Raw genomic sequence first — 13,993 nt, 5'->3', positions numbered from 1 at the left:
GCTGTTCCCCTCGACCTGCACCGACACCTTCGGCACCAAGTTCGCCGCCACCAACGCCGGCCTGCTCTACACCGCCAAGGGCACGGCGGCCCTGCTGGTGCCGGTGGCCAACTACCTGCAGCAGAGCACGGGAAGCTGGGACGGGGTGTTCCTCGTCGCCGCCGGCGCCAACGTCCTCGCCTCGCTGCTGGCCATCGCCGTGCTGAAGCCCTGGCGCAAGCGGGTCGTGGCCCAGGCGCAGATCGCCCCCGAGACCGTCCAGGCCCCGCGCATCGTCACAGCCTGACGCCCCTCGAACCCTCCACATGCGGGGCCGGACATCCGTCCGGCCCCGCATCCGTTCCGGGAGAGCCACCATGCAGCACACCCCAGAATGGCGCCGGATGAACACGGCCCCGCAGGACGTCGACCGGGTCTGGCTCAGGCACCGCACCCTCGGCATCGTCCTCGCCGAGGGCCGGGCCGGACGCTGGTACGCGCCGAACGCCGCCCGCCAGATCTGGCGCTGGCACCGCTGCGAGGCGGCGCCGGATCCGTTCGAGGGCTGGCTTCCGTTCGACGCCCTGACGCCGACGCCGGCAGCGATCGCACCGTCCGTGCCTGCGGCCGCGATTCCCCTGCCCGCGCAGAAGGGTCCGTCGGCCATGGCGCGATGAGCGCCGATGCGTTGCACCGGGCGGGCTCACCGTATCGGTCACCGACCCCGCGTCCGTCAGGACCCCGCGTCCGCTAGGGCGCCGCGATCGCCGCAAGCGCCGTGTGCCCGTCGACCACCACGCCGCGCGGCCACACATCCCAATCGGCGTCGCCGGTGATCGCCTCGGCGAGACGTCGCTTGTAGACGTGGCGCGGCACCTCCTCGGCGCCGAACTGCAGCAGGTGGTCGGTGACGAACTGGGTGTCGGCAAGGCGGTAGCCCCCGGTCCGCAGGCGGGCGACGAGGTGGACCAGGGCGACTTTCGAGGCGTCCCGCACGGTGTGGAACATGCTCTCGCCGAAGAACGCCGCCCCGAGGGAGACCCCGTAGAGTCCGCCGACGAGGCGGCCCTCGGCATAGACCTCCACCGTGTGGGCGTGGCCGGCGTCGAAGAGCGCGCCGTAGAGGTCGCGGATGCGGGCGTTGATCCAGGTGCGCGCGGCATCCCGGCGCGGGGCGGCGCATCCGGCGATCACCGCGTCGAAATCGTGGTCGACCCGGACTTCGAAGGCATCCGACCGCACGGTGCGGGCGAGGCGCTTGGCGACGTGAAAGCCGTCGAGGGGCAGGATGCCCCGCGCCTTCGGCTCGACCCAGTAGATCGCCGGATCGTCGGCATCCTCCGCCATGGGAAAGATGCCCGCCGCGTAGGCCTTGAGCAAGATTTCGGGCGTGATGTCCACGCGGTCCGCGTCATGCATGGAAAAGACTTTGCATGGAGGAGACTTTGGCGTGGCGCGCGCCGGAATGCCAGGGTGAAGGCGGGCTCCGAACACGGAACGGCGGAGCCGGGAGGCTCCGCCGCTGGACGAATCGGGACCGGGTCCGCCGATCAGAACTCCGGTCCGCCCGAGGTCGTGCCGAGGTTCGGCACCGTGCGGTTGATCTGCTCGGCGTTGCCGCCCTTGGCCGAGTCGACGATGATCGCCTCGCTGTTCGAGGGGAGCGGACGGGCACCGACGCTGCCCGTCGCGTCGAGGTCGACGAGGCCGGTCTCGGGATTGCGATAGGCGCCGTAGACGGACGGGTTGTCGATGGGGCCGCGCGTGGTGTTGCCGGCCTGCGGCACGGCGCGCTCCGGCTGGCCGACATTGCCGGAGGGGGACTGGGCCAGGGCGCCGGTCACGGACAGGGCAAAGGCGGCGACGGCGAGGGTCACGGAACGCATGGGTGTCTTTCGGGATGCTATGGTGTGTCCGGTTGGCGCGGGGCCGATGGCCCTGGCTGGGAAACTGTCTGTCTCCCGTCCGGTGTGGGGAGAGAAGTCGATTGTGCGCAATCGGTTCCAGCGAATTATTTGCTGGCAAAATGCCGCATCGCGTGGCCCTGGCGCCCTTGCCGTGGCCGCCCAATGCAGGGGGATTCTGGAGCCTTCACCATCCGCAATGAGCGGAAAGCGGCAGGTATCGGGTCCGCATAGCCACGCGACCGGACCCAAACTGGGGATTTCTTTCCTTATCAATTGATCGTGATGGTGACGGCGCGTGCCCGAACACCGTCTCGGATTGCGCATGAAAAAAGGCCGGCCCCATGGGGAGCCGGCCAATGACGGACGGTTCGGTTTCGCGAGCCGGGTGTCACACCCGGCTCGCCGCGGGGCGGTCTATTGGGCCGGACCACCGGACGTGCTGCCGGTGTTCGGCGCCCCGCGGGTCGGGTCCGATGCGTTGCCCCCCTTGGCCGAGTCGACGGAGCCCGCGCCGGGGGACATGCCGCCCTCGCCCACCGGCGTCGATTCGGTCCGGGTCGGGGCCATGTCGCGGGTCGAGGGCTTGTCGATGGGGCCGCCGGCGGTGTTGCCCGCCTGCGGAACGCCGCGCTCGGGCTGGCCGACATTGCCGGACGAGGATTGCGCCAGGGCGGGGGTGGCGAGGAGGGCGGTGGCGATCAGAACGTAGGAGAGGCGCATGGACGGTTCCTCGGCGGACACGGGCGAGAGCACTGCGCCGGAGGTGACGCTGACCAGCCCTGGTCGGCGACCGGCCTCGGCGGCACGATGTCACGGGTGAACGAAAGTCGACCCCGCGCCGTTCCCGCCACGGTTGCTGGTTCCGATGCAAAACCGAAGATTTACGGCTCGTCGAGGCCCCCGGCCGCCAGGAAGTTCTCCAGCCAGTGGATATCATAGGCGCCGTTCTGCACATCGGCGTTGCGCACCAGGGTGCGGAACAGCGGCAGGGTGGTGTCGACGCCATCCACCACGAACTCGTCCAGGGCGCGGCGCAGGCGCATCAGGCACTCGTTGCGGGTGCGCCCGTGCACGATGAGCTTGCCGATGAGCGAGTCGTAGTGCGGCGGGATGCGGTAGCCCTGGAACACCGCCGAATCGACCCGCACGCCGAGGCCGCCCGGCGGGTGGAAGTAGGTGATGAGGCCGGGGGACGGCCGGAAGGTCGCCGGGTGCTCGGCGTTGATCCGGCACTCGATGGCGTGCCCCGACACGCTGATTTCGTCCTGTGTCACCGACAGCGGCAGACCGGCGGCGACGCGGATCTGCTCGTTCACGAGGTCGATCCCGGTGATCATCTCGGTGACCGGATGCTCGACCTGGATGCGGGTGTTCATCTCGATGAAGTAGAACTGGCCGTCCTCGTAGAGGAACTCCACCGTGCCGGCGCCGAGGTATTTCAGCTCCTGCATGGCGCGGGCGCAGATGCCGCCGATCTCGGCCCGCATCGCTTCGTTGAGGGCCGGCGAACCGCCCTCCTCCCACACCTTCTGGTGACGGCGCTGGAGCGAGCAGTCGCGCTCGGCCAGATGCACGGCGTTGCCGCGCCCGTCGCCCAGCACCTGAACCTCGATGTGGCGCGGCTTCTCGAGATACTTCTCAAGGTAGACCGCATCGTCGCCGAAGGCGGCCTTGGCCTCCTGGCGGGCCATGCCCAGGGCCTGTTCGAGGTCGGCCTCGGAGCGCGCCACCTTCATGCCGCGGCCGCCGCCACCGGAGGCTGCCTTGACCAGCACCGGATAGCCGATCTCGGCCGCGATGCGCTTGGCCTCCACGGGGTCCTCGACTCCGCCCTCGGAGCCCGGCACGCACGGGATGCCGAGGCGTTTCGCCGTGCGCTTGGCCTCGATCTTGTCGCCCATGATGCGGATGTGCTCGGCCTTCGGGCCGATGAATCCGATCTCGTGATGGGCCAGGACTTCGGCGAAGCGCGCGTTCTCCGACAGAAAGCCGTAGCCGGGGTGCACCGCGTCCGCCCCGGTGATCTCGCAGGCGGCGATGATGGACGGGATGTTGAGGTAGCTGTCGCGGGCGGCCGGGGGGCCGATGCACACGCTCTCGTCGGCGAGCCGCACGTGCATGGCGTCGGCATCGGCAGTGGAATGGACGGCGACGGTCGCGATCCCGAGTTCCTTGGCCGCGCGCAGGATGCGCAGGGCGATCTCGCCGCGATTGGCGATCAGGATCTTGTCGAACATGGTGCCTCGCGCCTCACTCGATGACGAGGAGGGGTTCGCCGAACTCGACGGGCTGGCCGTCCTCGACGAAGACGGCCGTGACGGTGCCGGCGCGGGGGGCCACGATCTCGTTGAAGGTCTTCATGGCCTCGATGAGGAGAACCTTCTCGCCGGCCTCCACCTTGGAGCCGACATCGACGAACACCTTGGCGTCCGGCGACGGGCGGCGATAGGCGGTGCCGACCATGGGCGAGGGCACGGCGCCGGGATGGCCCGCACCCGCCCGGGTGCGCTCGGGCACGGCGCCCGGCCCGGCCGCCGGCGGGGGCGGCGGAGCCACGGCGGCGAGCGCCGGGGCGGGGGCCGCCACCTGGACGTGGACCGGCTCGATGCGGCGAGCGACGCGGATGCGCAGGTCACCCTTCTCGACCTCGATCTCGGTGAGATCCGTCTCGGTGATGAGCTTGGCGAGCTCGCGCACGAGCTCCGGATCGAAGGGATCGTTCTTGGACATCGGCTCCTTGGGCATCGGCTCGGTCGTCGTCAGGCTGGATCGTGTTGTATCGGGAGACGCGGTCTCCCGGGTTCGGGGCGCTTCGCGGCTCGGGGGCCCTTCAGCAGCCGGCGTGGCCGCACTGGCGCACATCGGCGATGACCTTGCGGATCGGATCGACGCCGACGGCGCCCGGAATCACCTCGTCGCCGATGATGAAGGCCGGGGTGCCGGAGAGGCCGAGCTTGTCGCCGAGGCTGACGTTCTCGGAGAGCGCCGCCTTGACCTCGGGCCCCTGCGCGTCCTTGGCGAGGCGCGCCGTGTCGAGGCCCATTTCCTTGGCGACGGCGATCGCGCGCTCGCCCGTCACCCGGCCCTTGGTCTCCAAGAGCTTGACGTGGAACTCGAACATCCGGTCGGCCTTGAGCTGCTGCTTGGCCGCCAGCGCCAGCTTGCTCGCCTCGAGGGATTCTGCGCCCAGCACGGGGAAGTCGCGCAGCACCACGCGCAGCTTCGGATCGGACTTGACCAGGGCCTGGATGTCGCCGAGCGCCTTGCGGCAATAGCCGCAATTGTAGTCGAAGAACTCCACCACGGTGATGTCGCCCGCAGGATTCCCGACGACGACGCCGTGGGGCGAATTGGTGAGGGTGTCGCGGGATTCCTTCAGGGCGGCGGCCTGCGCCAGCTTCTGGGTCTCCTGCGCGCGCTTCTCGCCCTCGGCGATGGCCTCCTGCAGCACGTCCGGATTCTTGACGAGGTAATCCTTGACGATGGCCTCGATGGCCTGGCGCTGGGTGTCGGAGAACACCGGGGCGGCCGAGGTCGCGGCCGTCGCCGCCGGGGCAGTCGCCGCCGGCGCGGCCTGCGGGGCGGTCTGGGCCCACGCGGCGGAAGCGCTGAACAGCATGGCGGAGGTGAGTAGGGACCGGAGCAGGGGCATGCGTCCTCGCGGAGGGGACCGGATGAAAACGCCACCGGCCGTAAGATGATCGTGCACGATGGGCGTGCGTCTATCGGCGGGGTTAGGCGTTTTCGCGGCGGCCGGTCAATCTCGGTCGCGGGCTCCGGACTGTTTCCGTCCCGCCGGATCGGCTCTACGGAGGTGCGATGACGGTTTCGCCAACGCCCCACCCCGCGTCTTCCATCGCTGCATCGCCTCTGCTGCCGTCGCGGCGCGCCGCCCGCGTCGCGCCGTTCCTCGCCATGGACGTGATGGCCGCCGCCGCCGCCCGGGAGGCCCGGGGCGACGGGGTGGTCCACATGGAGGTGGGACAGCCCTCGGCACCGGCCCCGCGTGCGGTGATCGCGGCGGCGCAGGCGGCGCTGGCTGGCGGCGCCCTGCCGTACACCCAGGCGCTGGGCCTGCCGGCGCTGCGCGCCCGCATCGCCCGGCACTATGCCGACACCCACGGCCTCGACGTGGCGCCCGGGCGCATCGTCGTCACCACGGGTTCGTCGGCGGGGTTCATCCTGGCCTTCCTCGGCCTGTTCGACGCCGGCGCCCGCATCGCCGTGCCGCTGCCCGGGTATCCGGCCTATCGCAGCATCCTGCATGCCCTCGACCTCGTGCCCGCTTCCCTGCCGCTGCGGCAGGCGGACCGCTACGCCCCAACGAGCGAGGGCCTGCGCGCGCTCCATGCGCAAGCACCGCTCTCCGGCGTGCTGGTGATGAGCCCGGCCAACCCGTCCGGCACGGTCATCGAACCCGTGCGCCTCGCCGAACTCTGCGCCACGGCCCGCGCCCTGGGGCTCCGCTTCATCTCGGACGAGATCTATCACGGCTTGAGCTACGGCGTGCCGACGGACACGGCGCTGCGCTACGAGCCCGACGCCGTCGTGATCAACTCGTTCTCGAAGACCTGGTGCATGACCGGCTGGCGCATCGGCTGGATGGTGGTGCCCGAATGGCTGGTGCGCCCGGTGGAACGCCTGGCCCAGAACCTGTTCATCTCCGCGCCCTACCTGTCCCAGGTGGCGGCTATCGCGGCGTTCGACGCCGTGGAGGAGGTGGAGGCCGTACGGGCCGGCTACGCCGCCAACCGGGCCCTGCTGCTCGATGCGTTTCCGGGCCTCGGCCTCGGCCGCACCCACCCGGCCGACGGGGCGTTCTACCTCTACGCCGACGTTTCGAACCTCACCGACGACGCGGCCGGGTTCTGCCGGCGGATGCTCGACGAGGCCGGCGTCGCCGCGACGCCGGGCCTCGACTTCGACGGCGTCGACGGCGGCCACCACGTCCGGTTCTCCTTCGCCGGCTCGCATGCGGATTGCGCCGACGCCGTGCGACGCCTGCGGGGCTGGCTGCGCTGAGGCGGCTGGCCCTCTTCATGCATGGGCCGAGAGGCATGGCCCGGGGGTGCTCTCGGGCGAACACCGATGAAGATCCGGCGGGCGCGTGAAACCCTGCACCGACAAAACACGGCGCTGCCTTGCCACCCGGTACCGGGCTCTGCATCCTGCCGGGAGATTTGGCGGCGTCTGGTTTCGGATAAGTCTCCGGCGCAACACTTATTGATCGACGCCCGTGCAACGATAGAGAGTTGCCGGCGGTTTGCGTCTTACCCCCTATTTCGACAAGTCCGGTTCGGGCTTGCACTGGAGCAGTGCCGCCATCATGAAGATCCGGACCGGTTACGCCATCACGTACGAGACGTTTCAGCCGACGCCGATGATGTTCCTGCTGAGCGTACACCCGTCGCGGGCGGGCGATATCCTGACGCCCGAGGTGATGACGTTCGATCCGCCGGTGGATGCGCACCAGTATCTCGACGCCTTCGGCAACGTCACCACCCGCATCCTGGCGCCGGCCGGCCGGATCACCGTGGCGACGGATTTCCTCGTGCACGATTCCGGGGAGCTCGATCCCGTTGTGCCGGACGCGAGGCAGCATCCGGTGCAGGACCTGCCGGACGAGGCTATGCGGTTCCTCCTCGGCAGCCGCTACTGCGACACGGACAAGCTGTCGAACATCGCCTGGGAGCTGTTCGGTGCCGGGCCGGAGGGCTGGGGCCGGGTTCAGGCCGTGTGCGACTTCGTCAACCGCCACATCAAGTTCAACTACCAGGACGCCGACGCCACCCGCTCGGCCCACGACGCCTACACCCAGCAGCGCGGCGTCTGCCGCGACTACGCGCATCTGGCCGTCGCGTTCTGCCGCTGCCTCAACATTCCGGCGCGCTACTGTACGGGCTACCTCGGCGATATCGGCGTGCCCGTGGTGCCGCCGCCGGATTTCTCCGCCTGGTTCGAAGTCTATCTCGGCGGCGCCTGGCACACGTTCGACGCGCGCAACAACCGCCGCCGTATCGGCCGCATCGTCATCGCCCGGGGCCGCGACGCCACGGACGTGGCCATCTCGACGAGCTTCGCCACGGCACTGCTCCTGCGCTTCGACGTCCACACGGACGAGGTTCTGGAGGAGGGAGAGTCCCCGACGCCGATCCTCACGGCCGAGGAAGCCGCCGCCGTGACGGGAAAGCCGACGGATCGGCCGAAAAAGGCCGCCGGGTCTGCCAAGACGCCAGAGACGGCGGTCGCGCCGGTCAAGTCGCCGGAAACGGCCGTGGTTCCGACCGAGGCCGCGACCGTGAACACGCCAAAGGCCACGGCCGGCCTGACCAAGGTCGCCTGAGCGGCCGGCGCCACCCGTGTCGGAAAGCGGCCTCACCTACGCCATCGGCGACATCCACGGATGCGCCGATGCCCTGCGGCGCCTGCTCGCGGCCATCGACCGGCACCGGGCCGGCGCCCCGCGCCGCCTCGTCTTCCTCGGCGACTACATCGACCGCGGGCCGGACAGTGCCGGGGTCGTCGCGACCCTGCGCGCCCTTCAGGCTGCCGAGCCCAAGGCCGTCACCTGCCTCATGGGCAACCACGAGAACCTGATGCTGGCCGCCTATCGCGACGGGTTCGGGAGCGCGCCCTGGCTCGAGAACGGCGGGGTCGCGACCCTGCGCTCCTTCGGCACCCGCGATCCGCAGGCCCTGCCCCACGACGTGCTGAACTGGATGTCGGCCCTGCCGACGGTCTGGGAGGATGCGCGCCGCTACTACGTCCATGCGGGCTTCCGCCCCGGCCGGCCCGGCATCGATCCGGACGAACCGACCCGGCTGTGGATCCGCGAGCCGTTCCTGTCGGCGGACTATGATTTCGGCCGCCACGTCGTCCACGGCCACACGCCGCAAATGGACGGCCGACCGGACCTGCGCCCGCACCGGACCAACCTCGACACGGCCTGCGTCTTCGGCGCCACCCTCACGGCGGGGGTGTTCTCGGACGGTCAGGATGGACCGGTGGAGATTCTCCAGGTGGACGCGCAGGTGGCCGCGGAGGTGTGACTCAGCCGCGCTCGGCCACCCTCGATCCGGCGGGCTTCGCCTTGTCCGAGGCCTTGATGGCTTTCCAGGCGTTCGGCTGGGCGACGAAGGCGCGTAGAGCCACGGTGTTGGCGGCGGCTTCCTCGGGCGAAAGGTCCTGGCGGGACACGGCTTCGGCGTCCGTGAACTTGCCCTTGAGGCCGTAGACCAGGGCGAGGTTCTGGCGCACCCGGGCATCGGCCCGGGGCTGGGCGGCGGCGCGCTGCAGGGTGGCCTCGGCCTCGTCGAGGCGCTTGGCCAGAGCGTAGGACAGGCCGAGATTCGACAGGATCACCGGATCGTCCGGCTGGATCCTGAGGGCGGCCTCGTACAGGCCCTGCGCCCGGGCGTGGTCGCCGAGCTGGTCGGCGACGGCACCCTGGGCCGACAGCACGCGCCAGTCGGGCTGGGCCGCCGTGTGGGCGTTCTGGAGGACCTCCGCGGCCTCGGTGAAGCGGCCGACCTCGGCCAGGCTCTTGCCGTAGGCGGCGAGCACCGCCGTGTTCTTCGGGTTGCGCAGGGCGATCTGCTGGAGCACCGCCACGGCCTGGGGCCGCTGGTCCGTCGCCCGCAGGGCTTGGGCGTAGCGCAGGGCCAGGGGAACGTCGTTGGGATCGGCGGTGTAGCGCTCGCCCATGGCGTCGACCTCGCGGCGGGACACCACGTTGGCGGGCGCGCGGCCGAGGCGCGGCAGGGAGAGACCGCCGAGGGAGCCGGTGGTCTCGGGGCCGTCCTGGCGGGTGCAGGCGCTGGACAGGAGCGCCAGAGCGGCGATCCCCGCGAGGCGCCGGAGCGTCCGTGCCGATGCCAAACGCGGCCTGACCATTGCGCGACTCCGCCTCAACCTTGCCCGCCGGCCGTTGCTTCACGGGGCCGGTCTCCGGGTGATAGACCGTTAACCCTAAGCAGCGGTTAATCCCGCCCCACGGCCGAGGAGCCCGAGCCCTGACCTCCCTGTTCGCCCCCGACTCCAACCACGCCTCCGCCATTCCCATCACCGGCGTCGGGTCGTCGGACTGGCCCCGGATCGAGGCCGCCTTGGATCCGCGCGAGGCGGCCTACGCCCGAGCGACGGGCTTCACGCCGAAGGCCGGCCGCATCGCCCTGCTGCCGGGGCCCGACGGCACCCTGGCGCGGGTGCTGTTCGGCCTCGGCGCAGCGAACCCGGCCCGCGAACGGCTCCTCGCCGGGACCTTGGCCGGCGCGCTTCCGCCCGGCACCTACCGCCTGGAGGGCACCGGCTTTGACGGCACGGAAGCCGCACTGGCGTGGCTGCTCGGCGGCTACCGCTTCACCCGCTACCATGCGGCCGTTCCGGCCGGAGAGGCCGTTCCCGCCGGAGAAGCCGTTCCGGCCGGCGGGTCCGTTCCGGCCGGCCCCGCCCTGCCCCGCCTCGTCGCCCCCGAGGGCGTCGATGCCGAGGCGGTCTCCCGCATCGCCGCCGCCGTGGCGCTCGGGCGCGACCTCGTCAACACCCCGGCCAACGACCTCGGACCCGCCGAGATCGAGGCGGCCGCGCGCGCGCTGGCCGAACGGCACGGCGCCGCCGTCACGGTGGTGTCTGGCGACGATCTCGCGCGCGATTTCCCCCTCGTGCACGCCGTCGGAGCCGCCTCGCCCCGCGCGCCGCGCCTCATCGACCTGACCTGGGGCGATGCCGCCGCCCCCCGCGTCACACTGGTCGGCAAGGGCGTCGCCTTCGACACCGGCGGTCTCGACATCAAGCCGTCCGCCGGCATGCTGCTGATGAAGAAGGACATGGGCGGGGCCGCCGCAGCGCTGGCCGCGGCCGCCATGGTGATGGGCGCGCATCTGCCCGTGCGCCTGCGCGTCCTCATCCCGGCGGTGGAGAATTCCGTCTCGGGCGCGGCCTTCCGGCCCGGTGACGTGCTGCGCAGCCGCGCCGGCCTCACCGTCGAGATCGGCAACACCGACGCGGAAGGGCGCCTCATCCTCGCCGACGCCCTGGCCCTGGCCGATGCCGAGACCCCCGACCTGCTCATCGACTTCGCCACCCTCACGGGGGCGGCCCGCGTGGCCCTGGGCCCGGACCTGCCGGCGTTCTTCACGGAGGACGACGCCCTGGCCGAGGCCGTCGCGGCGGCGGGCCGGACGGCGTTCGACCCGGTGTGGCGCCTGCCCCTGCATGCCCCCTATGCGGGTCTGCTCGACTCGAAGATCGCCGACCTCAACAACGCCCCCGGCGGCCCCTTCGCGGGGGCCATCACGGCCGCGCTGTTCCTGCGCCGCTTCGCGCCCGCCACCCGGGCGCACGTCCATTTCGACCTCTACGGCTGGAATCCCTCGACCAAGCCCGGTCGTCCCGAGGGCGGCGAGGTCCAGACAGCGCGGCTCGTCTATGCCCTTCTGGCGCAGCGTTATCCGGCCGGGACATAGGATTGAACCAACGCATCCCGGGGCCACGCCGCAGAACCCGAGATCGGGAAACACACCGCTCGTCCGATTGACGATGCCGGGTTCCGGGGGCGCGTACGGGAGCCTGGAACGATCCCGGTGCGGGGTCGGCTCCCAGGCTCTGACCAGAGCCCGTCTGGATCGAGCGGGACACCAGGACGCGACGCCGCTCCGGCGGATGCGGCCGGCATCGTTTCTCCAGGGGTCACGCCGCCGTGGCCGCCTTCTCCGCGTCGTACGCCTTGCGCACGAGGGCGGCGCCGTAGGTGCGTTCCAGGCGCCGCACGGTGAAGTGGGCCCGCGCCATGGCCTGGAAGTGGTCCATGAACGCGGCGTTGACGGCAGCCCCCCCGACGGCGCCGAGGATCGGCACGGCCTGGGCGGCGACCTTCTGCGAGACGACGATCCCGAAGCGGGCGGCGATCTGCGCCGAGAACCGGATGAGGGCCGGGGCAGCCTCGTCGAGGAGGGCACGGTTCCCGGCGTAGCGCGCCGCCTCCGCCATGGTCTTGGCCAGCGCCGCGCGCACGGCAAAGTAGCCGCTCTCGGAGAGGGGGGTCTCGGCCCCGCGGGTCCCCAGGGCGAACACCTGCACGCAGGCGAGGGCGTTCTCCGGCTCGGCCAGATCCTCGCCCTCCTCGCGGGCGATCCCCGCGATGGACCGCAGCATCAGGGTGGTGGACAGCGGCAGTTCCACCGCCAGCGTCGCGAGCCCGAAGGCCCCGCCGACGGCGCCCGACATCGCCGCCATGGCCTTGTGGGCGAAGTCGCTCGACGGCAGCAGGCGGCCGAGGCGCGTCCCCGCCCCCACGGGGGCCTCCGCGATCGCCTCGACGAGACTCGTGCCGTCGGCCGGCAGCACGGTCTTCTCCGGCAGGGTCGCGAGGGCGACCCGCAGGGCGGTGTGCATGGCGCTCTCGGTCGCCCGCGACACGACCCCGGTCACCGCCTCCGGTAGGGCGCGGCCGATGGCGTCGAGGGGCGCGCCGGCGGCGGCCGAGAGACGCGCGGCGAGGCCGGGATTCTCCAGGGTTCGCACCGCCCGGCGTAGGGCGGCGGCGTCCGCGTCGCTCAGGGTGGCGTCCTGGGTGGCCGGGGTGGCCGCACTCGTGTCGTCGATGAGGAAGATGTTGCTCACGTCTGCGGTCTCATGCGGGGGCCGGGCGCCGGGACGGCGGATGGATCGGAAGGAGCAAGCCCGGTGCCGCGCGGATAGTTCCCGCCCCGAGCGCCGGGCAGGTCTTCCGGCCCGGCCGGGTCGGCCAGCGCCGCGGGATTCGCGGCGGCCTCGGCCGCGATCCCGGCTGCCTTTGCGGCACTGCGCTCGCCGGCCCGTCCGACGACCAGGCACAGCACCACCACGGGGATGCCCACCGCCGCCGTGATGGCGAAGAACACCGGGTAGCCGTAGGCGGCGACGATGTAGCCGGAGGTGCCGGCCACGAGCTTGCCCGGCAGGGCGTAGAGCGAGGAGAACAGGGCGTACTGGGTCGCGGCGAACCCCGGGGCGGTGAGGCTCGACATGTAGGCGATGAGGGCCATGCCCGCGAAGGAGCCGCAGAAATTGTCGATGGAGATCGCCGCCGTCAGGCGCCAGACCTCCGGGCCGCCGAAGGACAGCCACGAGAAGGCGAGGTTCGAGGCCGCGCCCAGGAAGGCGCCGACCACGAGGGTCGGGAACAGGCCGAAGCGCTGCATCGCCCAGCCGCCGACAAAGGCGCCGGCGATGCCGACCCAGATGCCGTAGAGCTTCGACACGGCGCCGATCTCCGTGAGGGTGAAACCGACCTGGAAGTAGAGCGGGCTCGCCATCACGCCGGAGATGAAGTCCGGCATCCGGTAGAGCGCCACGAGGACGAGGATCGCCCACAGGCCGGGCCCGAGGCGCGCGTGCAGTTCGGCGAGGGGCTCCAGCACCGCGCCCCTGAAGCTCCAGACCTTGGCCGGACGGCCGGCAGCCGCCTCGACGGCGGCGGCGGCGCGGGCCTCGTCCCCCGTGCGGTCGAAGGCGGGGGCGAGGAGCGCGGCCACGAGCCCGACGAGCATCAGGGCCGCCATGAGCAGGTAGGCGGCGCGCCAGCCGTAGGCGGCGGCGAGGAACAGGGCGCCGGCCCCCGCCGACATGAGGCCGAAGCGGTAGCCGAGGTTCGAGGTGGCGGCGAGAACGCCCTGGAGATCCGTGCCGGCGGCGTCGATGCGCCAGCCGTCGATGACCACGTCCTGCGTGGCGGCGCAGAATGCCAGGAGGAAGGCCCCCAGCCCGAGGAGCGCGAGGCTGGTGGCGGGGTCGGCGAAGGCCATCAGGGCGAGGGCGGCGGCGACGGCGCCTTGCGTCGTCACCATCCAGGCGCGCCGGCGCCCGAGGCGGCGGGTCAGCCCCGGCACGTCGAACCGGTCGATGAGCGGCGCCCACAGGAACTTCAGGGTGTAGGGGAGCGCGACGTAGCTGAAGAGCCCGATGGCCTTGATGTCGACGCCCGAATAGGCGAGCCGCGTCGAGAAGGTGCCGAGCACGAGAAGGAGCGGCAGGCCCGACGAGAAGCCCAGCGCCAGCATCAGCGGAATACGCGGATCGCGGGCGAAATCGCGCAGGCGCGGCGCGTGACGCACTCGGCTTGCAGCCAT

13 protein-coding genes and 2 pseudogenes are annotated in these 13,993 nt (G+C 71.4%); 6 read left to right on the top strand and 9 right to left on the bottom strand.

Features of this window, described 5'->3' with window-relative positions:
• Both ASF25_RS11295 and ASF25_RS11290 read left to right on the top strand, forming a co-directional pair.
• A pseudogene (locus ASF25_RS11295) lies at window positions 1-286 on the top strand (oxalate/formate MFS antiporter); the annotation flags it as partial.
• Window positions 287-356: 70 nt separating this feature from the next.
• On the top strand, window positions 357-656 hold the full coding sequence (locus ASF25_RS11290) for a hypothetical protein (protein ID WP_156368944.1): 300 nt from the start codon (window positions 357-359) through the stop codon (window positions 654-656).
• A gap of 73 nt (window positions 657-729) precedes the next feature.
• Here ASF25_RS11290 and aat read toward each other — a convergent pair whose 3' ends face one another.
• From aat to ASF25_RS11260, 6 genes are all read right to left on the bottom strand, one after another.
• On the bottom strand, window positions 730-1,398 hold the full coding sequence (aat, locus tag ASF25_RS11285) for a leucyl/phenylalanyl-tRNA--protein transferase (protein WP_056169488.1): 669 nt from the start codon (window positions 1,396-1,398) through the stop codon (window positions 730-732).
• Window positions 1,399-1,529: 131 nt separating this feature from the next.
• Window positions 1,530-1,865, bottom strand: coding sequence for a hypothetical protein (locus tag ASF25_RS11280; protein ID WP_056169490.1), 336 nt, complete (start codon window positions 1,863-1,865; stop codon window positions 1,530-1,532).
• A 435-nt stretch (window positions 1,866-2,300) separates the two neighbouring features.
• Window positions 2,301-2,606 (bottom strand): hypothetical protein, encoded by a 306-nt coding sequence (locus tag ASF25_RS11275; RefSeq protein ID WP_056262829.1) that lies wholly within the window; start codon window positions 2,604-2,606, stop codon window positions 2,301-2,303.
• A gap of 161 nt (window positions 2,607-2,767) precedes the next feature.
• The gene (gene accC / locus ASF25_RS11270) at window positions 2,768-4,123 is read right to left on the bottom strand and encodes an acetyl-CoA carboxylase biotin carboxylase subunit (protein ID WP_056262832.1); all 1,356 of its coding nucleotides are present in this window, start codon (window positions 4,121-4,123) and stop codon (window positions 2,768-2,770) included.
• 13 nt (window positions 4,124-4,136) lie between these two features.
• Window positions 4,137-4,616: an acetyl-CoA carboxylase biotin carboxyl carrier protein gene (gene accB / locus ASF25_RS11265; protein ID WP_056169636.1), complete on the bottom strand. Its 480-nt coding sequence runs from the start codon at window positions 4,614-4,616 to the stop codon at window positions 4,137-4,139.
• Between the two features lie 100 nt (window positions 4,617-4,716).
• Window positions 4,717-5,538 (bottom strand): DsbA family protein, encoded by an 822-nt coding sequence (locus ASF25_RS11260; RefSeq protein ID WP_056304693.1) that lies wholly within the window; start codon window positions 5,536-5,538, stop codon window positions 4,717-4,719.
• A 167-nt stretch (window positions 5,539-5,705) separates the two neighbouring features.
• Between ASF25_RS11260 and ASF25_RS11255 the strand changes: the two genes are divergently transcribed.
• From ASF25_RS11255 to ASF25_RS11245, 3 genes and pseudogenes are all read left to right on the top strand, one after another.
• A complete protein-coding gene (locus ASF25_RS11255) occupies window positions 5,706-6,908 on the top strand; it encodes an aminotransferase class I/II-fold pyridoxal phosphate-dependent enzyme (RefSeq protein WP_200927293.1) in 1,203 nt (400 codons plus the stop codon).
• Between the two features lie 304 nt (window positions 6,909-7,212).
• Window positions 7,213-8,016 (top strand): annotated as a pseudogene (locus ASF25_RS11250) (transglutaminase family protein); the annotation flags it as partial.
• Between the two features lie 229 nt (window positions 8,017-8,245).
• Window positions 8,246-8,935: a metallophosphoesterase family protein gene (locus ASF25_RS11245; RefSeq protein WP_056169504.1), complete on the top strand. Its 690-nt coding sequence runs from the start codon at window positions 8,246-8,248 to the stop codon at window positions 8,933-8,935.
• 1 nt (window position 8,936) lies between these two features.
• Here ASF25_RS11245 and ASF25_RS11240 read toward each other — a convergent pair whose 3' ends face one another.
• Window positions 8,937-9,779, bottom strand: a complete 843-nt coding sequence (locus ASF25_RS11240) for a tetratricopeptide repeat protein (protein WP_056304691.1) — start codon at window positions 9,777-9,779, stop codon at window positions 8,937-8,939.
• Window positions 9,780-9,940: 161 nt separating this feature from the next.
• Here ASF25_RS11240 and ASF25_RS11235 point away from each other — a divergent pair, with 161 nt between their 5' ends.
• The gene (locus tag ASF25_RS11235; protein WP_244472996.1) at window positions 9,941-11,350 is read left to right on the top strand and encodes a leucyl aminopeptidase family protein; all 1,410 of its coding nucleotides are present in this window, start codon (window positions 9,941-9,943) and stop codon (window positions 11,348-11,350) included.
• Between the two features lie 223 nt (window positions 11,351-11,573).
• On the opposite strand, the gene ASF25_RS11230 is transcribed toward ASF25_RS11235, so the two are convergent.
• Both ASF25_RS11230 and ASF25_RS11225 read right to left on the bottom strand, forming a co-directional pair.
• On the bottom strand, window positions 11,574-12,497 hold the full coding sequence (locus ASF25_RS11230) for an EcsC family protein (protein ID WP_244472995.1): 924 nt from the start codon (window positions 12,495-12,497) through the stop codon (window positions 11,574-11,576).
• 5 nt (window positions 12,498-12,502) lie between these two features.
• Window positions 12,503-13,924, bottom strand: a complete 1,422-nt coding sequence (locus ASF25_RS11225; RefSeq protein WP_244472994.1) for an MFS transporter — start codon at window positions 13,922-13,924, stop codon at window positions 12,503-12,505.
• Window positions 13,925-13,993: the final 69 nt, after the last annotated feature.

It is taken from the genome of Methylobacterium sp. Leaf100 (genome assembly GCF_001422845.1).
In the GTDB taxonomy this organism is placed as follows: Bacteria; Pseudomonadota; Alphaproteobacteria; order Rhizobiales; family Beijerinckiaceae; genus Methylobacterium.
The sequence above is the reverse complement of the archived record's forward strand: the minus strand, read 5'-3'. Positions and strand labels throughout refer to the sequence as shown.